The 17,756-nt window shown below is 66.8% G+C and carries 18 protein-coding genes and 2 pseudogenes; 11 read left to right on the forward strand and 9 right to left on the reverse strand.

The window, feature by feature from the left end; genetic code table 11:
• Positions 1-29 precede the first annotated feature (29 nt).
• The 6 genes and pseudogenes from HWX22_RS24380 (at position 30) to HWX22_RS24405 (ending at position 5,681) form a co-directional block, all read left to right on the forward strand.
• Positions 30-865, forward strand: a pseudogene (locus HWX22_RS24380) (branched-chain amino acid ABC transporter).
• 211 nt (positions 866-1,076) lie between these two features.
• Positions 1,077-2,027: a branched-chain amino acid ABC transporter permease gene (locus HWX22_RS24385; protein ID WP_059468282.1), complete on the forward strand. Its 951-nt coding sequence runs from the start codon at positions 1,077-1,079 to the stop codon at positions 2,025-2,027.
• A gap of 18 nt (positions 2,028-2,045) precedes the next feature.
• Positions 2,046-3,215 carry an ABC transporter ATP-binding protein gene (locus HWX22_RS24390; RefSeq protein WP_175908053.1) on the forward strand — a complete coding sequence of 390 codons (1,170 nt, stop codon included), beginning with the start codon at positions 2,046-2,048 and terminating at the stop codon, positions 3,213-3,215.
• A gap of 24 nt (positions 3,216-3,239) precedes the next feature.
• A complete protein-coding gene (locus HWX22_RS24395) occupies positions 3,240-4,016 on the forward strand; it encodes an ABC transporter ATP-binding protein (RefSeq protein WP_011352945.1) in 777 nt (258 codons plus the stop codon).
• Positions 4,016-4,732, forward strand: coding sequence for an ABC transporter ATP-binding protein (locus tag HWX22_RS24400; RefSeq protein ID WP_027785191.1), 717 nt, complete (start codon positions 4,016-4,018; stop codon positions 4,730-4,732). Before HWX22_RS24395 ends, HWX22_RS24400 begins: the two co-directional genes overlap by 1 nt.
• A gap of 277 nt (positions 4,733-5,009) precedes the next feature.
• Positions 5,010-5,681, forward strand: a complete 672-nt coding sequence (locus HWX22_RS24405) for a DUF2278 family protein (RefSeq protein ID WP_175916561.1) — start codon at positions 5,010-5,012, stop codon at positions 5,679-5,681.
• A gap of 17 nt (positions 5,682-5,698) precedes the next feature.
• On the opposite strand, the gene HWX22_RS24410 is transcribed toward HWX22_RS24405, so the two are convergent.
• The 3 genes from HWX22_RS24410 to HWX22_RS24420 form a co-directional block, all read right to left on the reverse strand.
• Entirely contained in the window at positions 5,699-6,154 is a 456-nt protein-coding gene (locus HWX22_RS24410; protein ID WP_175916562.1) for a GNAT family acetyltransferase, read from the reverse strand.
• A gap of 13 nt (positions 6,155-6,167) precedes the next feature.
• Positions 6,168-7,352 carry an acetylornithine transaminase gene (locus HWX22_RS24415; protein WP_059527689.1) on the reverse strand — a complete coding sequence of 395 codons (1,185 nt, stop codon included), beginning with the start codon at positions 7,350-7,352 and terminating at the stop codon, positions 6,168-6,170.
• Between the two features lie 294 nt (positions 7,353-7,646).
• Entirely contained in the window at positions 7,647-8,678 is a 1,032-nt protein-coding gene (locus HWX22_RS24420; protein WP_059527685.1) for a CDP-6-deoxy-delta-3,4-glucoseen reductase, read from the reverse strand.
• A 105-nt stretch (positions 8,679-8,783) separates the two neighbouring features.
• Here HWX22_RS24420 and HWX22_RS24425 point away from each other — a divergent pair, with 105 nt between their 5' ends.
• Positions 8,784-9,821: an NAD-dependent epimerase/dehydratase family protein gene (locus HWX22_RS24425; RefSeq protein ID WP_175916563.1), complete on the forward strand. Its 1,038-nt coding sequence runs from the start codon at positions 8,784-8,786 to the stop codon at positions 9,819-9,821.
• Here HWX22_RS24425 and HWX22_RS24430 read toward each other — a convergent pair.
• The gene (locus HWX22_RS24430) at positions 9,804-9,992 is read right to left on the reverse strand and encodes a hypothetical protein (protein WP_175916564.1); all 189 of its coding nucleotides are present in this window, start codon (positions 9,990-9,992) and stop codon (positions 9,804-9,806) included. The genes HWX22_RS24425 and HWX22_RS24430 overlap by 18 nt on opposite strands.
• A 105-nt stretch (positions 9,993-10,097) precedes the next feature.
• On the reverse strand, positions 10,098-10,814 hold the full coding sequence (locus HWX22_RS24435; protein WP_175916565.1) for a 16S rRNA pseudouridine(516) synthase: 717 nt from the start codon (positions 10,812-10,814) through the stop codon (positions 10,098-10,100).
• A 218-nt stretch (positions 10,815-11,032) separates the two neighbouring features.
• On the opposite strand from HWX22_RS24435, the gene HWX22_RS24440 reads away from it, so the two are divergent.
• The 3 genes from HWX22_RS24440 (at position 11,033) to HWX22_RS24450 (ending at position 13,616) form a co-directional block, all read left to right on the forward strand.
• The gene (locus HWX22_RS24440; protein ID WP_175916566.1) at positions 11,033-11,533 is read left to right on the forward strand and encodes a DinB family protein; all 501 of its coding nucleotides are present in this window, start codon (positions 11,033-11,035) and stop codon (positions 11,531-11,533) included.
• A gap of 199 nt (positions 11,534-11,732) precedes the next feature.
• Entirely contained in the window at positions 11,733-12,506 is a 774-nt protein-coding gene (locus HWX22_RS24445) for an SDR family oxidoreductase (protein ID WP_175908041.1), read from the forward strand.
• A gap of 180 nt (positions 12,507-12,686) precedes the next feature.
• Entirely contained in the window at positions 12,687-13,616 is a 930-nt protein-coding gene (locus HWX22_RS24450) for a LysR family transcriptional regulator (protein ID WP_175916567.1), read from the forward strand.
• A gap of 81 nt (positions 13,617-13,697) precedes the next feature.
• On the opposite strand, the gene HWX22_RS24455 is transcribed toward HWX22_RS24450, so the two are convergent.
• Positions 13,698-14,594, reverse strand: a complete 897-nt coding sequence (locus HWX22_RS24455) for a LysR family transcriptional regulator (RefSeq protein WP_175908037.1) — start codon at positions 14,592-14,594, stop codon at positions 13,698-13,700.
• Positions 14,595-14,698: 104 nt separating this feature from the next.
• Between HWX22_RS24455 and HWX22_RS24460 the strand changes: the two genes are divergently transcribed.
• A complete protein-coding gene (locus tag HWX22_RS24460) occupies positions 14,699-15,589 on the forward strand; it encodes an alpha/beta hydrolase (RefSeq protein ID WP_175908035.1) in 891 nt (296 codons plus the stop codon).
• A gap of 40 nt (positions 15,590-15,629) precedes the next feature.
• Here HWX22_RS24460 and HWX22_RS24465 read toward each other — a convergent pair whose 3' ends face one another.
• The 3 genes and pseudogenes from HWX22_RS24465 to istA all read right to left on the reverse strand — a co-directional run.
• On the reverse strand, positions 15,630-15,800 hold the full coding sequence (locus HWX22_RS24465) for a hypothetical protein (RefSeq protein WP_175908034.1): 171 nt from the start codon (positions 15,798-15,800) through the stop codon (positions 15,630-15,632).
• Positions 15,801-16,236: 436 nt separating this feature from the next.
• Positions 16,237-16,986: an IS21-like element ISBmu3 family helper ATPase IstB gene (gene istB, locus HWX22_RS24470; protein WP_006400877.1), complete on the reverse strand. Its 750-nt coding sequence runs from the start codon at positions 16,984-16,986 to the stop codon at positions 16,237-16,239.
• Between the two features lie 15 nt (positions 16,987-17,001).
• Positions 17,002-17,756: pseudogene (gene istA, locus HWX22_RS24475) on the reverse strand (IS21-like element ISBmu3 family transposase); the annotation flags it as partial.

Here is a 17,756-nt window from a genome sequence, read left to right on the forward strand (position 1 = left end):
GTTTTGGCAAGGCGCGGGAGACCTACTCGATGCATGTGAAGTTGGCTTACGCCATGTCCGTCGCCGCACCGGTTGCAATGCTTGCCGGCTGCAGCAAAAAGAGCGACGACGAGGCGGGCAGGGACGCTGCGGCACGCGCAGTACCGGCTGCCAGCGACGTGCGCGCTGCCGGAACCGGTCGTGCGGTGCCGTCGGCGTGCCGCGTTGCGCAATCGGACAGTGACAAGGACAACGGGGCACGTTTGGCGATCGAGGAAATCAACGCGCAGGGCTCGAAGATCGGCATGCATTCGGCACGGCGGGCAGCACGCGCCGGCGGCGCTGCCATCGACCGGGCGACGGGCATGCAGATTGTCCGACAACGAGCCGCGGACCGTGGTGCGGCGACAGCAGGGCGCGTCGAACGACGGACGCCCGGGTTTCGGGGCAACGCAGGCGACGTGCAGATGTCACTGATCCCCTTTCATTTCGATTCGACGAAACAGCGTGTCGCCGCGACCCATCGCGTCGCGGCGGGCGGGCTGCTTCGTTTCACGGATTCCGACGCAGTCCTGACGAAAGTCGGGCGCCACCTTCGCGATGCCGGTTCGGGCGCCGCGCGGGCGGCGGCGGACGGCCCGCTTGCAGCGCAGGCGACGGCGTCCGGCATCGGAGTGCAAATCCTTGGCGACAACGGCATGTGCGCCGCCAAGGTGGTCGAGCCCGCGGGCGACGCGGCGCGGAACCTGATCTGCCCGGAAGCGGGGTTCGCCCCGGCCCGGACGGAAAAAGGCACGGCGTTCGGGCAACCGGACACCGTTGCGGCACGCTGCCCTACGACTTCAAGGAGGCCAAGTACACCGTCCTCGATGTCGTGACGATTTAGCGACGGGACTCATGATGGCACCGGAACAGTGCGGTGCCGTTTCTGTATCCGCTCCGGCGGCAGGTCCGGCCGTACAGGCCGGGCGGCGCGCGCCGGGACGATCCACCCTTACCGGTATCGACTAGTACCCGCAGTGTCGCCGAGAAGGCGCGATTCCTCGCTTACCCGCGGGGCGCAACGTCCTCCGGCAGCATGGGCCAAGGAGCTTTAAATGGATATTTTCATCCAGCAGATCCTCAACGGGCTGGTGCTCGGCAGTGTGTACGCCATCATCGCGTTGGGTTACACGATGGTGTACGGCATTCTCGGCATCATCAACTTCGCGCACGGCGACGTGCTGATGATCGGCGCGATGGTCGCCCTGTCGGCGATCACCGTGCTGCAGAACCATTTCCCCGGACTCGGCAACGTCGCGACGCTGACGATCGGCCTTGGCATCGCCGCCGTCGTCTGCGCGTGCGTGGGCTACACGATCGAACGTGTCGCGTACCGGCCGCTGCGCCGTGCGCCGCGTCTCGCCCCGCTGATCACCGCGATCGGCGTGTCGATCCTGCTGCAGACGGCCGCGATGATCATCTGGTCGCGCAACCCGCTGCCGTTCCCGCAATTGCTGCCGACCGATCCGATCAACGTGATCAAGGCGACCGACACGACGCCCGGCGCCGTGATCTCGGTGACTGAAATCGTGATCATCGCGGTGGCGTTCATCGTGATGGCAGGCCTCCTGCTGCTCGTGCACAAGACCAAGCTCGGCCGCGCGATGCGTGCGATCGCCGAAAGCCCGAACACCGCGAGCCTGATGGGCGTGAACCCGAACTTCGTGATCTCGGCGACGTTCATGATCGGCTCCGCGCTCGCCGCGCTGGCCGGCGTGATGATCGCGTCCGAATACGGCAACGTGCACTTCTACATGGGCTTCATCCCCGGCATGAAGGCGTTCACGGCGGCGGTGCTCGGCGGGATCGGCAACCTCGGCGGCGCGATGGTCGGCGGCGTGGTGCTCGGCCTGATCGAGCAGCTCGGCGCGGGTTACATCGGCAACCTCACGGGCGGCGTATTCGGCAGTAACTACCAGGACGTGTTCGCATTCATCGTGCTGATCATCGTGCTGGTGTTCCGTCCGTCGGGCCTGCTGGGTGAACGTGTCGCGGACCGCGCGTAACGGAAGGGAGCAAACAACATGACATCCATTCAACCGATCGAATCCTCGACGTCGCTCGTCGAAGAACGCAACACGACGAAGACCGTCGTCATCGGCATCCTGACCGCGGCCTTCGTGATCGCGGCGCCCATCATCATCGGCTCGGCAGGCGGCAATTACTGGGTCCGCGTGCTCGACTTCGCGATGCTGTACGTGATGCTCGCGCTGGGTCTTAACGTGGTGGTCGGCTTCGCCGGCCTGCTCGACCTGGGCTACATCGCGTTCTACGCGGTGGGCGCATACACGGCGGCGCTGCTGAGCTCGCCGCACCTGAGCTCGCAGTTCGAGTGGATCGCGGCGCTCGCGCCGAACGGCCTGCACATCCCGTTCCTGATCATCGTGCCGATCGCGATGGCGCTGGCGGCGACCTTCGGGATCCTGCTCGGCGCGCCGACGCTGCGTCTGCGCGGCGACTACCTGGCGATCGTGACGCTCGGCTTCGGTGAAATCGTCCGGATCTTCATGAACAACCTCGACCGTCCGGTGAACATCACCAACGGCCCGAAGGGGATCACGGGCATCGATCCGGTGCACGTCGGCGGCTTCAACCTGTCGCAGACGCACTCGCTGTTCGGCTTCCAGCTGCCGTCGGTGTACATGTACTACTACCTGTTCGTGCTCTGCTCGCTGCTGGTGATCTGGACGTGTACGCGCCTGCAGCACTCGCGTATCGGCCGTGCCTGGGCCGCGATCCGCGAAGACGAAATCGCCGCAAAGGCGATGGGCATCAACACCCGTAACGTGAAGCTGCTCGCGTTCGCGATGGGTGCATCGTTCGGCGGCCTGTCGGGCGCGATGTTCGGTTCGTTCCAGGGCTTCGTGTCGCCGGAATCGTTCACGTTCTGGGAATCGATCGTCGTGCTGGCCTGCGTGGTGCTCGGCGGCATGGGCCACATTCCGGGCGTGATCCTCGGTGCGGTGCTGCTCGCGATCTTCCCGGAGTTCCTGCGCTCGACGATGAGCCCGCTGCAGCATGCGATCTTCGGTCACGACATCGTCGATACCGAAGTGATCCGTCAGGCGCTGTACGGCCTCGCGATGGTGATCATCATGCTGTATCGCTCGGAAGGCCTGTGGCCGGCGCCGAAGCATGAGGACAAGATCGCGAAACTGGCGAAGCGCAACAGCAAGAAGCCGGTGCGCGCTTAACCAACGGACAAGGGGATATCACACATGAGCGACAAGCAAATCCGACTGTCCGTCAAAGGCGTGAACAAGCGCTTCGGCGGCTTGCAGGCACTGTCCGACGTCGGCCTCGAGATCAAGGAAGGCGAGATCTACGGCCTGATCGGCCCGAACGGCGCCGGCAAGACCACGTTCTTCAACGTGATCACGGGCCTGTACACGCCGGACTCCGGCGAGTTCAAGCTCGACGGCACGGAATACAAGCCGACCGCGGTGCACCAGGTCGCGAAGACGGGCATCGCGCGCACGTTCCAGAACATTCGCCTGTTCGGCGGGATGACCGCGCTCGAGAACGTGATGGTGGGCCGCCACGTGCGCACCAAGCACGGGCTGCTCGGCGCGGTGTTCCAGACGCCGGCCGAACGCCAGGAAGAGCGCGAGATCAAGGAACGCGCGATCGAGCTGCTCGAATACGTCGGCGTGCTGCAGTATGCGGACTATACGTCGCGCAACCTGTCGTACGGCCACCAGCGCCGGCTGGAAATCGCCCGCGCGCTGGCGACCGACCCGAAGCTGCTCGCGCTCGACGAGCCGGCGGCCGGGATGAACGCGACCGAGAAGGTCGAACTCACGCGCCTGCTCGACAAGATCCGCTCGGACGGCCGCACGATTCTGCTGATCGAGCACGACGTGAAGCTCGTGATGGGACTGTGCAACCGGATGACGGTGCTCGATTACGGCAAGGTGATCGCCGAGGGTCTGCCGCAGGACGTGCAGAAGAATCCGAAGGTGATTGAGGCATATCTCGGCGCAGGGGTGCACTGATGGCAGCGGCAATGTTGAAAATCAAGGGCTTGCAGGTCAACTACGGCGGCATCCAGGCCGTCAAGGGTGTTGACATGGAAGTCCGTCAGGGCGAGCTCGTGACGCTGATCGGCGCGAACGGCGCGGGCAAGACCACGACGATGAAGGCGATCACGGGTCTCAAGCCGTATTCGGCAGGCGACATCGAGTACGACGGCAAGTCGATCAAGGGCGTGCCGTCGCACGAACTGCTCAAGCGCGGGCTCGCGATGGTGCCGGAAGGTCGCGGGATCTTCGCGCGGATGTCGATCATCGAGAACATGCAGATGGGCGCGTATCTGCGCAACGACAAGGAGCAGATCAAGAAGGACGTCGACCGGATGTTCGGCTTCTTCCCGCGTCTGAAGGAGCGTGCGACGCAGCTTGCGGGCACGCTGTCGGGCGGCGAGCAGCAGATGCTGGCGATGTCGCGCGCGATCCTGTCGAAGCCGAAGCTCCTGCTGCTCGACGAGCCGTCGATGGGCCTGTCGCCGATCATGGTCGAGAAGATCTTCGAAGTGGTGCGCGAGATCTCGAAGGAGGGCATCACGGTGCTGCTGGTCGAGCAGAACGCACGCCTCGCGCTGCAGGCGGCCGACCGCGGTTATGTGATGGACTCGGGCACGGTCACGATGGAAGGCGACGCGAAGCAGATGCTCGACGATCCGAAGGTGCGGGCCGCGTATCTGGGTGAATGACCGAGCCCGGTGCGGCGCGGCGGCGGATGCCGGCGTGCCGCGCAAGGGCTTTCGAAAAGCTGTCACGGGATGCCGTGGCAGCTTTTTTTTCGTGCGGCGCGCCCGGCGGCGAACTTGTGCGTGCGGAGGCGACTCCATTCATTCGGCGGTGACGGCGACCATGCGGCGCCGGACGCGGCAACCGGCCGTCCGCGACCGGCCGTCCGCAACCGGCGGTCCGCAAACCGACACGCGGGCTGCGTAGCATGGTCGATCCATCGGGACACGGAGAGCACGCATGAGTCTGGACTACGGTTTCGTGAAGGCGAAGGTGACGTCGGTGGCGCAGCTGAAGGGCTCGCCGCATGGCAGCGAGATCCAGTATCACATCCACCTGACACTCGCACTGCCGACGGGCGACTGGGACGTCGCGATCAACGTCGGCACCAACGACGCGGACGACCTGCTGTGCTACAAGCTCGTCTACGATTTCCATCATCCGGTCACGGCAACGCTCGCGGCCGCGGCCGAAGGCTACACCGATCTCACCGGGCAAACCGCGCTGCCGGCGCTCGACTATCTGCGCAGCGACATCCTGAACGAGACGGGCGCATGGCGCGCCAGCGCGGTGATGGACGGTACCGAGAACCCGGAGCCGATCCCGTCACTGCTGCGGCTCGTCAACGCCGCGCAGTCGCAGGGGCTCGACGTCGTCGTGTTCGGCCGCACGTATTCGGAAGGCAACGGCATTCACGACACGCACATGAACCAGGGGTCGACGGGCTCGAACTACCTGCACCGCGCGGGCGACGACCACAACGATCACAACGACGTCTGGCAGGACGGCGCGCTGATCGTGCGCGTGAGCGAGTCGCAGTGGGCCGCGTATTTCGCGGCGTTCGAGCAGCAGGCCGTGCCGACCGACGCGCTTGGCAATCCGCTGCCGGACGCGGGGCCGATCACGCGCTGATGGGGGGGCTGCCGGCGTCAGGCGGCCGGCAGCGTCTTGCCGAACGAAATGCGTTCCTCGACGCGATAGCCGAGCGCCGCATAGAAGCGGCACGCATCGTCGTTGCCGGGCAGCACCTGCAGATTGATCTTCAGGCAGCCGCGCGCGGCGAGCGCGCGTTCCGCATGCGCGATCAGCGCGCGGCCGATGCCGAGTCGCCGTGCATCGTTCGACACGCCGAACGAGTAGAGCCAGCCGCGATGTCCGTCGAAACCCGCCATCAGCGTGCCGATGACGCGCGCGCCGCTGGTCGCGACGAAGAACAGTTCCGGCTGCGTCGCGAGCTTCAGCTCGATCGATCGCAGCGGATCGCGGTGCGGCGGCGCGCCGGCTTCGTCGTACTGCGGGAACGCGTCGCGCCAGACCGCGAGCACGGCATCGGTGTCGGCGCGTTCGAACGGGCGGATAGCGACAGCATCGGCGGCGGCATCCATCGCGGCGGTCTCCTCAGAGCGTGTCGAGGATCGACCGCAGCATCGCCATCATCTGGTCGATTTCCTCGGTCGTGACGTTCAGCGCGGGCATGAAGCGCAGCAGGTTCGGGCGCGCCGCGTTCAGCAGCAGGCCGTCGGGCTGCATGTCGCGGGCCTTCTCGACGATCTGCGGGCCGATGTCCTTGCCGAGCAGCAGCGCGCGCAGCAGGCCTTCGCCGCGTTCGCCTTCGAAACCGCGCTCCTCCGACAGCTCGAGCAGCTTGCGCTTCAGGTATTCGCCGCGCGCGCGCACGCCTTCGAGGAAGCCGGGCGCGACGAGTTGCGAGATCACCGAATGGCCGACCGCCGTCATCAGCGGGTTGCCGTTGTACGTGCCGCCCTGGTCGCCGGCCTCGAACACCGCGACGTCGGCCTTCGACAGCAGCGCGCCGAGCGGTGCGCCGCCGCCGATGCCCTTCGCGAGCGTCATGATGTCCGGCTCGATGCCGGACAGCTCGTACGCGAACAGCGTGCCCGCGCGGCCGCAGCCGCTTTGCACTTCGTCGACGATCAGCAGCAGGTCGTGCTGCTTCGTCAGCGCACGCAGCGCCTGCATGAATTCACGCGTCGCCGGAATCACGCCGCCTTCGCCCTGGATCGGTTCGAGCATCACCGCGACGGTCTTGTCGGTGATCAGCTTCTCGACCGAGTTGATGTCGTTCAGCTCGGCCTTCGGGAAGCCCGGCACTTGCGGTGCGTAGATCGTGTCCCAGCCCGGCTTGCCGCTGGCCGACATCGTCGCGAGCGTGCGGCCGTGGAAGCTGTGGTCGAACGTGATGATCTCGTACGCGCCGTTCTTGAACTTGCGGCCCCATTTGCGCGCGAGCTTGATCGCGCCTTCGTTCGCTTCCGCGCCGCTGTTCGTGAAGAACACCTTGTCGAACACGCTGTGCTGCGTCAGCAGCCCCGCGAGCTTCGCCATCGGTTCGTTGTAGAACGCGGGCGACGGGTTCAGCAGCTTCTCGGCCTGCGTCTTCAGCGCTTCGACGATGCCGTCGTTGCAGTGGCCGAGACTGTTGACGGCCCAGCCCTGAATGAAGTCCAGATAGCGCTTGCCGGTGTGATCGTAGAGCCACGAACCCTTGCCGTGCGTAAACACGATGTCGGGGCGGTTCGTGATGTACATCAGCGAGTCGATCGGGTAATCGTTCAGGGACATGACAGCAGACTCCAGCGGACGTTGAAAGGGAAACGGGCAATAAAAAAGCCACGGAAGGCCGTGGCTGGTAGGTCGAACAGCTTGTGCGTAACCGGTGAAGCGGAGGGAGGGTTACGCGCGAGTCCGTGACGAGCCGGCGGCATCCGGGCGGAGCGGCGAGCGGCGACGTCGGAGAGCGGACAGGAAGCGGTTCATGTGCGCAAGCATAAGGCATCCCGCGCCCCACTGTAAACCGCCGCGATGCCACGGATGTGACACGGCGGCGCGCAGCGGGGACGCGGGCGCGCCCGGTGCTCAGACCGGGTGCGCGAGATCGGCGGCGCTCGTGAACGAGTCCGCGTAGAACTCGTCGGCCGGCAGCGCGTGGTGCTGCGTGAAGTCGCGCTGCGCGGATTCGACCATCACCGGCGCGCCGCACGCGTACACCTGGTGGCCCGACAGATCGGGCAGGTCCTCGATCACCGCGCGGTGGACGAAGCCGGTGCGGCCCGTCCACTGGTCGGCGTCGTCCGGCTCGGACAGCACCGGCACGTACTTGAAGTTCGGGATCTCGCGCGCCCATTGCTCGGCGAGCTCGCCGAGGTAGATGTCCTTCTTGCGGCGTGCGCCCCAATAGAGCGTCATCGGGCGCGTGATGCCGGAATGCCTGACGTGCTCGATGATCGCCTTGATCGGCGCGAACCCGGTGCCCGATGCGAGCAGCACGATCGGCTTGTCGGAATCCTCGCGCAGGAAGAACGTGCCGAGCGGGCCTTCGAAGCGCAGGATGTCGCGCTCCTTCATCGCGCCGAACACATGGTCGGTGAACTTGCCGCCCGGCATGTGGCGGATGTGCAGCTCGATCGGGCCTTCCTCGTGCGGCGCATTCGCCATCGAGTAGCTGCGGCGCGAGCCGTCCTTCAGGATGAACTCGACGTACTGGCCCGCGAGGTATTGCAGGCGCTCGTTGGCGGGCAACTGCAGCTTCACGACCATCACGTCGTCGGCGCGGCGCTCGAGCGCGGCGATCCGGCACGGCAGCTTCTTCACCTGCACGCCGTCGACGCCGGCGATTTCACGCACGTCGATCTCGAGGTCGCATTGCGCCTTCGAACAGCAGAGCAGCGCGAGGCCGCGCGTGCGTTCGTCGTTGGACAGTGCCGACGCGGCGTGCGGGCCCTGTTCGATCTGGCCCGACACGATCTGGCCCTTGCAGGAGCCGCACGCGCCGTTCTTGCATCCGTACGGCAGATGGACGTTCTGGCGCAGCGCCGCCGCCAGCACGGTTTCGTCCGACTCGACCTGGAACTGCCGGCCGCTTTGCTTGAGAGTAACGTTGAATGCCATAGAACCAAATAGAACAAAATGTGGGGACCGTGCATGTCGGCACGGCAGCTACAATGCAAACCCGTTGCGCGCCGCGCAACGGTGGCTACTGATTTCGCAACCATCATGATCGCGACTCGAATCCTGCGCCGGCCGCGCGCACTGATCGTCGGCTGCGGCGACGTCGGCCTGCGTTGCGTCGCGCAATGGCGCGCCGCGCGCCGCAACCTGCGCATCCTCGCGCTGACGAGCCATCCGGGCCGCTGCGACGAATTGCGCGCGGCAGGCGCGACGCCGATCGTCGGCGACCTCGATCGCCGCGCGACGCTCGGACGTATCGCGGGGCTCGCCCGCACGATCCTGCATCTCGCGCCGCCGCAATCCGACGGCCGCGACGATCGCCGCACCCGCGCGCTGATCGCCGCATTGTCCGTGCCTGCACGGCGGCCATCCGCACCGCCGGTATCGTCGGTCGGCCGGCTCCGCACGCTGCGTGCCGCGTCCCGGCAGGCCGGCGTGCCGGCGCGGGCAGCGCGTATTGTACCCGACGCCCTTCGCGCGCCGACGCTCGTCTACGCCAGCACGACGGGCGTATACGGCGATTGCGGCGGAGCGCGAATCGACGAAACGCAGCCGCTGCGCCCCGCGAATCCGCGCGCGTTCCGGCGCGTGTCGGCCGAGCGTCAGTTGCGGGCGGCGACGGTGCGCGGCGTGCTGTCCGCGCGCATCGTGCGCATTCCCGGCATCTACGCGGCGAACCGGCTGCCGCTCGCGCGGCTCGAGCGCGGCACGCCGGCGCTCGACGCGGCCGACGACGTCTACACGAACCATATCCACGCGGACGATCTCGCGGCGATCCTGCGGCGGGCGGCCGTGCGCGGCAAGCCGGCGCGCGCCGTGCACGCGTCGGACGACAGCGAACTGCGGATGGGAGAGTATTTCGACCGGGTCGCGCAGGTGTTCGGCCTGCCGCTGCCGCCGCGGATCAGTCGCGCGGACGCCGAGCATCGGCTCGAACCGACGCTTCTGTCGTTCATGCGCGAGTCGCGGCGCCTGTCGAATGCGCGGCTCAAGGCCGAATTGTGCGTGACGTTGCGCTATCCGACCGTAGACGAATTCCTTCAAACGCTCGCGCCGCGCGGCGCGTCAGGTGAGCGCCGGTAACGCCTCGATCAGCAGGAAGCACAGCAGCGCGCCGATCAGCGCGCCGATCAGGTTCGGATGATATTTGTGCTTCATGTGCATCGCGGCCAGCAGCCCGCCGATCACAATGGCGCCCACGACCGCGAAGGCGATCGTCACGTACGACAGTTCGAAAGAATGGTTGATGTTCATGATGTCTCCCCTGCATTGCTGCTCGTACAGCTTGTGATTTCAGTATAGCGGGGGATCGTGCGGCCGCGACGCGGCCGGGCACCGAACGATCGTGCGGATTTTCCCTTACAGGGTTTTGACGGAATTGCGCAGGGCTGAAAGGTCGTCTTCCCCGAGCCAGCGCCATGCGCCCGGCGCCAGGTCGTCCGGCAACGTGAAACCGCCGATGCTTTCGCGGTGCAGCGCCTCGACGCGGTTGCTGGCCGCGGCGACCATGCGTTTCACCTGATGATATTTGCCTTCGAGGACGGTCAGCGCGAGCGCGTGCGTGTCGCGCGCGTCGGCGGCGACCGCCGCGATCGGCTTCGGCTCGCCGTGGAGCTGCACGCCGGCGCGCAGCGCGTCCAGTTGGGCATCGTCGAGCGGGTGGCGCACGGTCGCGACGTAGGTCTTCGGCACCTTGCGCTTCGGAGACGTGTACGCATGCACGAACTGGCCGTCGTCGGACAGCAGCAGCAGGCCCGTCGTGTCCTGGTCGAGGCGGCCGACGCACTGCACGCCGCGTGCGACGAGCGGCGCGGGCAGCAGGCTGAACACGCTCGCGTGGTGTTGCGGGTCGCGCGAACATTCGTAGCCGGCCGGCTTGTTGAGCGCGAGATATGCGCGGGCGTGGAACGGCCAGGCGATGTCGTCGACCGTGAACACGAGGCCGTCGGTGTCGAACGACGCGTCGGGGTCGGTCGCGCTCGCGCCCGCGACGGTGACGCGGCCCGTTTCGATCAGGCCGCGGCACTGGCGGCGCGAGCCGAAGCCCTGCGTGTAGAGAATGCTTTCGAGATCCATAGCGCGCGCATTCTATCAAGCGGCGCGCCGGCGCCGGCACGAACTCGCCCGCGCTGGTAAGCTGCGGAGCGCTGGGCGCGACGCGGGGCACGTTCCTTCTTCATGGAAAGTGGACATCGCACGCAAGGTACGTATGGCTCCAGCGTGAAGCAGTGCCACCGCGGCGGCGGGTCCGTGCCAGGGCTGTTGCCGTCTTCACCCGACACGGAGTTTGCCGCATGAATCCGACGACGCTCGATGCACTCGCCGATTTTCCCCGCCAGCTCGAAGCCCATTTCGCCGCCGTGCCGGACGGCTATGCACGCTGGACCCCGGACGACTGGAACGGCATCCCGAGCGAGCACTTCTCGCCGCTCGGGCAACTCTGCCACGTGCGCGACTTCGAGATCGACGGCTACCACGTGCGGTTGAGGCGGATGCTCGATGAGGATCATCCGCTGCTCGTGTCGGTCGACGGCGACGCGCTCGCGATCGAGCGCCGCTACGACGCCGCGAACGCGTCCGACGTGCTCGCGGCGATCCGCGACGCGCGGCGCGAGACGCTCGACGTCGTGTCGCGCCTGACGCCCGGGCAGCTTGCACGCACCGGCGAATTCGACGGCTATGGCGTGCTGACCGTGCGCGGCCTCGTTCATTGTCTGTGCAGCCACGACCAGCAGCATCTGGCCGGGATGCAGTGGCTGCTCGGCAAGATCGACGCGGCGCTTTACGCACGCTGATTCACGCGTGCGAGGAGGCCGTGCGACGTGTCGCGCCAAGGCCAAGCAGATTTCGCCGCCCGCGTCGGTGGGGTAGCCCACCGTTCCGGATGCCTGATTGGATCGCTTTTCTGGATAATTCATCCAGCCATGCCCGGCTGACCGGCGCGTCGCGCGTGCCTACACTCCTAGCTTCACCCAACGCAAAAAGGAGTCAACCGTGGCTACTCACACGCTCGCAGACAAGGTCGTCCTGATCGCAGGCGGCGCCAAGAATCTCGGCGGCCTGATCGCCTGGGATCTGGCCGGCCACGGCGCGAAGGCGGTGGCGATTCACTACAACAGCGCGGCATCGCAGGCGCAGGCCGAAGAAACGGCCGCCGCCGTGCGCGCGGCCGGCGCGCAAGCCGCGACGTTCCAGGCCGATCTGACGACGGCCGCCGCGGTCGAGAAGCTGTTCGGCGACGCGAAGCAGCGCTTCGGCAAGATCGACATCGCGATCAACACCGTCGGCAAGGTGCTGAAGAAGCCGTTCACCGAAATCTCCGAGGCCGAATACGACGAGATGTTCGCGGTGAACAGCAAGTCCGCGTTCTTCTTCATCAAGGAAGCGGGGCGACACCTCGAGGATCACGGCAAGCTCGTCACGCTCGTGACGTCGCTGCTCGGCGCGTTCACGCCGTTCTATGCGGCCTATGAAGGATCGAAGGCGCCCGTCGAGCACTTCACGCGTGCCGCGTCGAAGGAATACGGCGCGCGCGGCATCTCGGTGACGGCGGTCGGGCCGGGCCCGATGGACACGCCATTCTTTTATCCGGCCGAAGGCGCCGACGCCGTCGCGTATCACAAGACGGCGGCCGCGCTGTCGCCGTTCAGCAAGACGGGCCTCACCGACATCGAGGACGTCGTGCCGTTCATCCGCCATCTCGTGACCGACGGCTGGTGGATCACCGGTCAGACGATCCTGATCAACGGCGGCTATACGACCAAGTAACGGGCCGTGCCGGCGGTCGTCGCGTGCGCGCGGGCGACCCGCAATGGACCGTTTGCATGGACAATGGACGGGCGCGCGGGCACAAGACCGCGCGCCCGTTTCTTCTGTGCCGCCGGGATCGGCCGCGACGCGCGGCGCTTGCCGGTGACGGTCGTCCGAACCCACGTTTTCCGCCCGCCGATGGACAAGCTGGACCAGGTCAGGATCTTCCTTCAGGTTGCCGAGATGGGCAGCTTCATCAAGGCCGCGCATGCGCTCGACGTGCCGCGCGCGACGGTGTCGGCCGCCGTCCAGCAACTCGAGGCCGCGCTCGGCACGCGCCTGTTGCATCGTACGACGCGGCAGGTGCAGCTGACGGCCGACGGCGCGCTGCTGCTGGAGCGTGGCCGGCGCCTGCTCGCGGAAGCCGACGAGCTCGACCGGCTGTTCCGGCGCCGCGATCGCGACGTGATCGGGCGGCTGAACGTCGATGCGCCGAGCCGGATCGCGCGCCGCGTGATCGCGCCCGCGCTGCCGTCGCTGTTTCGCCGCTACCCGAAGCTGCAACTGTCGCTCGGCTCGACGGACCGCTCGATCGATCTCGTGCAGGAGGGCGTCGACTGCGCGATCCGGGTCGGGCGGCTCGCGGACAGCAGCCTCGTGGTACGGCCCCTCGGCCAGTTCGCGCTGATCAACTGCGCGAGCCCCGACTACCTGCGCGAATGCGGCGTGCCCGAGCACCCCGATGCGCTCGCGCACGGGCACTGGGCGATCGGCTATGCGTCGCCGACGACCGGCCGCGAGCTCGGCTGGGAATACTGCGCGGACGGCGAGCACCGCACACTGGCGCTGCCGAGCCGCGTGATCGTCAACAACGCCGAGACCTATATCGCGAGCTGCATCGCCGGGATGGGGCTGATCCAGATTCCGCGCTTCGACGTCGTGCATCTGCTCGACAGCGGGGCGCTGGTCGAGGTGATGCCCGGCCATCGGGCCGCGCCGATGGACGTATCGGCCGTCTATCCGCATCGCCGGCATCGGTCGAGGCGGCTCAATGCGTTCGTCGAATGGTTCGCGGAGTTGATGGCGGATGCGCTGAACGACACGGGCGCGGCAGCGACCGGCGACTGAAAAAGGGCGCCGCGCCCGCCCGCGCCGGCCGCGACCAAGGGGGCGGCGGCCTGCGACTTGTATCGCGGCCGGCGCGCGCATTCAGTCGGCGTGTGCCGAGAACTGCCGCGTGCGCCCGGTGGCCCGCACCGCGTCGATCAGCGCGGCGCCGGCACCGCCGGGCTTCGAGGCGAACGCGTAAAAGCGTGCGGCCGGCAACGTCGGCAGGCCATCGCGCGGCCCGCATGCGCGCAGGCCGTCGCGCAATTGGCTGCGCGCGAGCGCCGTGACCGCGAAGCCGGCGAGCGCGGCCGACACGCAGCCGGCCATGCTCGCGCTTTCGAACTGCACGCGAAAGCGCCTCAGTGCGGCCGCGAGCGCGGATACCGCAGCTTCCCGGTACACGCATGGCTCCGGAAACAGCGCGAGCGGCACGTCGCTTTCGGCCTCGAGCGGCGTATCCGACGCGAACGCCCATACCAGCGGCTCTTCCCACAGCAGTTCGCCCGGCGCGTCGACCTGCCGGCATTGCTTGCCGAACACGACGTCGAGCCGGCCCAGCGTCTGCTCGCGCAGCAGCGCCGCGGTGATGCCGACCTTCAGTTCGATCGACGTGCGCGGATGGCTGTCGCGGAACGTGCGCAACACCTGCGGCAGCCACGTTCCCGCGAAGTCTTCCGACGCGCCCACGCGCAGCCGGCCATACGCCGACGCGCCGCGCAGCCGGGCGCGCACTTCGCGCTCCATGTCGACGATGTTGCGCGCGTACGCGTACAGCGTATCGCCGGCCGGCGTGAGCGCGATGCGGCGCGTGGTGCGCGCGAGCAGCACCGTGCCGGCCGCCTGCTCGAGCCGCTTGATGTGGCCGCTGACCGCGGACGGCGTCAGTGCCAGGCGTTCCGCGGCCGGGGCGAAGCCGCGGCTGTCGACGACTTCGAGGAAGGTGCGCAACAGCGCGATGTCGAGCGCGGTCGACGCGGGATCGGTCAGCGGTTCCATGGGTAATTCAACGCAATATTCGAAGAATGAATGATGATACGCCGCGAATCGTGATGAAAGGCGGGTCTACCATGGGCTGTTCAGGCTTACTCACTGGAGTGCACATGACCGCTTATCGATATGCGACGACCGCGTCGCTCGAACTTGCCTATCTCGAATGGAATCCGCGCGGCGAACGCGTGGCCGTGCTGCTGCATGGCTGGCCGGACAGCCCGGTCGGCTGGGAAGCCGTGGCCGAAACGCTGGCCGCGCACGGCTACCGCGTGCTCGCACCCGCGCTGCGCGGCTTCGCGCCGACCCGCTTTCGCGATCCCGCGACGCCGCGCAGCGGCCAGCTCGCGGCGCTTGCCCGCGACCTGCTCGAATTCATCGACGTGCTCGGCATCGAACGGCCGGTCCTGGTCGGGCACGACTGGGGTGCCCGCGCGGTTGCGAACGCGTGCGGATTGCGCGACGGCGCGGCCTCGCATCTGGTGATGCTGTCGGTGGGGTACGGCACGAACGACCCGGCCCAGCCGCTGTCGCTGCCGCAGGCGCGCAACTACTGGTACCACTGGTTCATGGCGACACCGCGCGGCGAGCAGGCGCTGCGCGACGATCGCCGTGCGTTCGCGCGCCTGATGTGGGACACGTGGTCGCCGGCTGGCTGGTACGACGCGCGCGACTTCGACGCGGCGGCGACTGCCTTCGACGGGCCGGACTGGATCGACGTGGTGCTGCATTCGTACCGTTATCGCTGGGGATTCGTCGACGGCGGGGCCGCCTATGCGGAAGACGAAGCGCAACTGACGCCCGCGCCCGTGCTGTCGGTGCCGACGCTGGTGCTGCACGGCGGCGCGGATACCTGCAACGGGCCGGAGACTTCGGCCGGGCGCGAGCGATTCTTCACCGGCCGCTATGAGCGCACCGTGCTCGATGGCGTCGGGCACTTTCCGCAGCGCGAGGCGCCGGCGGCCGTCGCGGACGCGATCCTGCGGTTCTGCGAGCAGGGCTGAACGCGCGGCGCGCGCCTTGGGGCGAGGTCGGTCGTGCCGGTCACTCGGTGCGGTGCGGAATGTTGTCCGGGAACGGGTAGGGTGCATGCGGCCCAGGCCAGTCGGGCACGGGCGGCTCGCGGAGCAGATCGCATCCGCCCAGCATGATCGACAGCAGCGCGACGAGCATGCCGCGGCCAAACCGGCTCGAAAAGAAGACGCGCGTGGACATGAGCGGCCTCCGTGCTTGCGTGTCCTGATGCTTGGACCGCCGGCGGAGGGTGCGCGTTGCGGTGTGCGATGCGCGCGGGAAAAACGCGCGGCAAAAACAAGAAACCCGCGAAGCGGCGAGCTTGCGCGGGTTTCGACAGGTGCAGCGCATGACGCTGCGAAATACTGGTGCCAGGGCCGGAATGAAATAATTCTATGTGAGGCCCATAGTGTAAGGGTGTTGTTTGTGGAGTGTTGATGAGTTGCCCCCAGAGTTGCCCCCAACGCTTCTGGCAGCCGCAGAATTCATATCGATCTGCTGCGTATGCCGTTCGGGCGAGGTCGTTCAGAAGATACCAATGCGGATTTCGGTGATGGTGATCAGGCGTTTCGGCGAACGTGATCAGTTTGGAAGGTGGTGTTGCGCGGTCAATGGATTATAGCGAAGGTGATCACGATCAGGATGCGGAGGACTGCTTGGCGTTGGTCTTCCGCATCGATTCGCCCTTCAACGGTAGCTTGTGGGCCTGATGGACGAGCCGGTCGAGGATCGCGTCGGCGAGCGTCGGGTCCTGCAGCCAGGCGTGCCAGTGTTCCAATGGCAGTTGGCTGGTAATGATCGTGGAGCGCGTGCCAACGCGATCGTCGAGCACTTCGAGCAGATCGTTTCGGGCACCCTGATCGAGGTCCTGCAGGCCCCAGTCGTCGAGCAGGAGGACGTCCATCTTGGCGAGCTGCGCGAGCCGCCGCGTGAAGCTGCCGTCGCCGTGCGCGATCTTCAATTCCTCGAACAGCCGGGCAACGCGGACGTACATCACGGAGAAGCCTTGTCGGCAGGCCTGCTGACCGAACGCGCACGCAATCCACGTCTTGCCTGCTCCGGTCGGTCCCGTCAGGATGAGGTTTTGTGCATTACGGATCCAGTCGCAGCCAGCAAGTGCGGCGACGACGCTCTTGTCGATGCCGCGACTCTGCCGGTATTCGATGTCCTCGATGCAGGCCTGGGGATTCTTGAGTTTCGCAGACTTCAGCAGCCGTTCGAGCCGCCGAGTATCGCGCCAGGCGAGCTCGCGTTCGACGACCATGCCGAAGCGCTCTTCGAACGATAGGCTGGTGCTGGCGGTCAACGCCGCTTGTTCCTCGAACGCGCGGGCCATGCCGTCGAGCTTCAGGGACTTGAGCTGGGTTAAGGTTTGCTGCATCAACATCGCGACCTCCTTGGGTCAGTGGTAATACTCGGGCCCGCGCACGTTCTCGTGATCGGGCGAATGCCATTCGGTGGACGGAATCGGGAGCATCGGCTGTCGGTCCAGGCCGGATTCGAGGATCGACAGCACGGAGCGACGGGTCGGTGATCCGATCACGAGCGCCCGCTGACAGGCGGCTTCCAGCCGTTCCTTGCCGTACTTGCGTGAGAGCGACAGGAGTCCGAGACAGGCGCGGTACCCCATCTCGGGATGGGGCCGGTTGGTCAACAGATGTTTGACGATCGCCTCGGCGCCGGGACCGACCGAGGCGCCCCAGTTCAACAACCGGCCTGGCGTCCATTCCATGTGGGCACGGTGTGCCGCCGGCATGTGCTCGGGCAACGTCGTATGCTTGTTCCGGAGTCGGCTGCGGGCGTGAGCGGCAACGCGCTTGCCGCGGTGCAGGATCTCGACGCCGTGGCGCGTCACGCGGGCATAGACTTCCTGACGCACGAGGCTGTGCGGGACGCTGTAATAGTGGTGATCGACTTCGACGTGGTAGTCGATGTTGACGCGGCACTTCACGAAGGTCGCGATCTCGTAGCGGCGTGCCGGCAACGGGCGCAGCGCCGGTCGATCGAGTCGCTCGAACCATTCGCGACGGTTGCCGTCGAGCTTCTTGAACGGGCGCCGGTTCAGGTCGGCGATCAGTTTGCCGATCGCCTTGTTCAGTTCGGCCAGACTGTAGAAGCGGTGGTTGCGCAGCCGAGCGAGGATCCAGCGCTCGACGA

Origin of the sequence: Burkholderia sp. BCC1638, from assembly GCF_902833195.1 — a bacterium.
Taxonomy (GTDB): Bacteria; Pseudomonadota; Gammaproteobacteria; order Burkholderiales; family Burkholderiaceae; genus Burkholderia; species Burkholderia diffusa.

Bases quoted from the DNA above. Each gene is read 5' to 3' on its own strand.
- HWX22_RS24400 (WP_027785191.1), top strand. From the start codon at position 4,016: ATGGCAGCGGCAATGTTGAAAATCAAGGGCTTGCAGGTCAACTACGGC.
- HWX22_RS24430 (WP_175916564.1), bottom strand. From the start codon at position 9,992: ATGAACATCAACCATTCTTTCGAACTGTCGTACGTGACGATCGCCTTC.
- HWX22_RS24410 (WP_175916562.1), bottom strand. From the start codon at position 6,154: ATGGATGCCGCCGCCGATGCTGTCGCTATCCGCCCGTTCGAACGCGCC.
- HWX22_RS24395 (WP_011352945.1), top strand. From the start codon at position 3,240: ATGAGCGACAAGCAAATCCGACTGTCCGTCAAAGGCGTGAACAAGCGC.
- HWX22_RS24415 (WP_059527689.1), bottom strand. From the start codon at position 7,352: ATGTCCCTGAACGATTACCCGATCGACTCGCTGATGTACATCACGAAC.
- HWX22_RS24385 (WP_059468282.1), top strand. From the start codon at position 1,077: ATGGATATTTTCATCCAGCAGATCCTCAACGGGCTGGTGCTCGGCAGT.
- HWX22_RS24440 (WP_175916566.1), top strand. From the start codon at position 11,033: ATGAATCCGACGACGCTCGATGCACTCGCCGATTTTCCCCGCCAGCTC.
- HWX22_RS24420 (WP_059527685.1), bottom strand. From the start codon at position 8,678: ATGGCATTCAACGTTACTCTCAAGCAAAGCGGCCGGCAGTTCCAGGTC.
- HWX22_RS24390 (WP_175908053.1), top strand. From the start codon at position 2,046: ATGACATCCATTCAACCGATCGAATCCTCGACGTCGCTCGTCGAAGAA.
- istB (WP_006400877.1), bottom strand. From the start codon at position 16,986: ATGTTGATGCAGCAAACCTTAACCCAGCTCAAGTCCCTGAAGCTCGAC.
- HWX22_RS24455 (WP_175908037.1), bottom strand. From the start codon at position 14,594: ATGGAACCGCTGACCGATCCCGCGTCGACCGCGCTCGACATCGCGCTG.
- HWX22_RS24405 (WP_175916561.1), top strand. From the start codon at position 5,010: ATGAGTCTGGACTACGGTTTCGTGAAGGCGAAGGTGACGTCGGTGGCG.
- HWX22_RS24460 (WP_175908035.1), top strand. From the start codon at position 14,699: ATGACCGCTTATCGATATGCGACGACCGCGTCGCTCGAACTTGCCTAT.
- HWX22_RS24435 (WP_175916565.1), bottom strand. From the start codon at position 10,814: ATGGATCTCGAAAGCATTCTCTACACGCAGGGCTTCGGCTCGCGCCGC.
- HWX22_RS24450 (WP_175916567.1), top strand. From the start codon at position 12,687: ATGGACAAGCTGGACCAGGTCAGGATCTTCCTTCAGGTTGCCGAGATG.
- HWX22_RS24465 (WP_175908034.1), bottom strand. From the start codon at position 15,800: ATGTCCACGCGCGTCTTCTTTTCGAGCCGGTTTGGCCGCGGCATGCTC.
- HWX22_RS24425 (WP_175916563.1), top strand. From the start codon at position 8,784: ATGATCGCGACTCGAATCCTGCGCCGGCCGCGCGCACTGATCGTCGGC.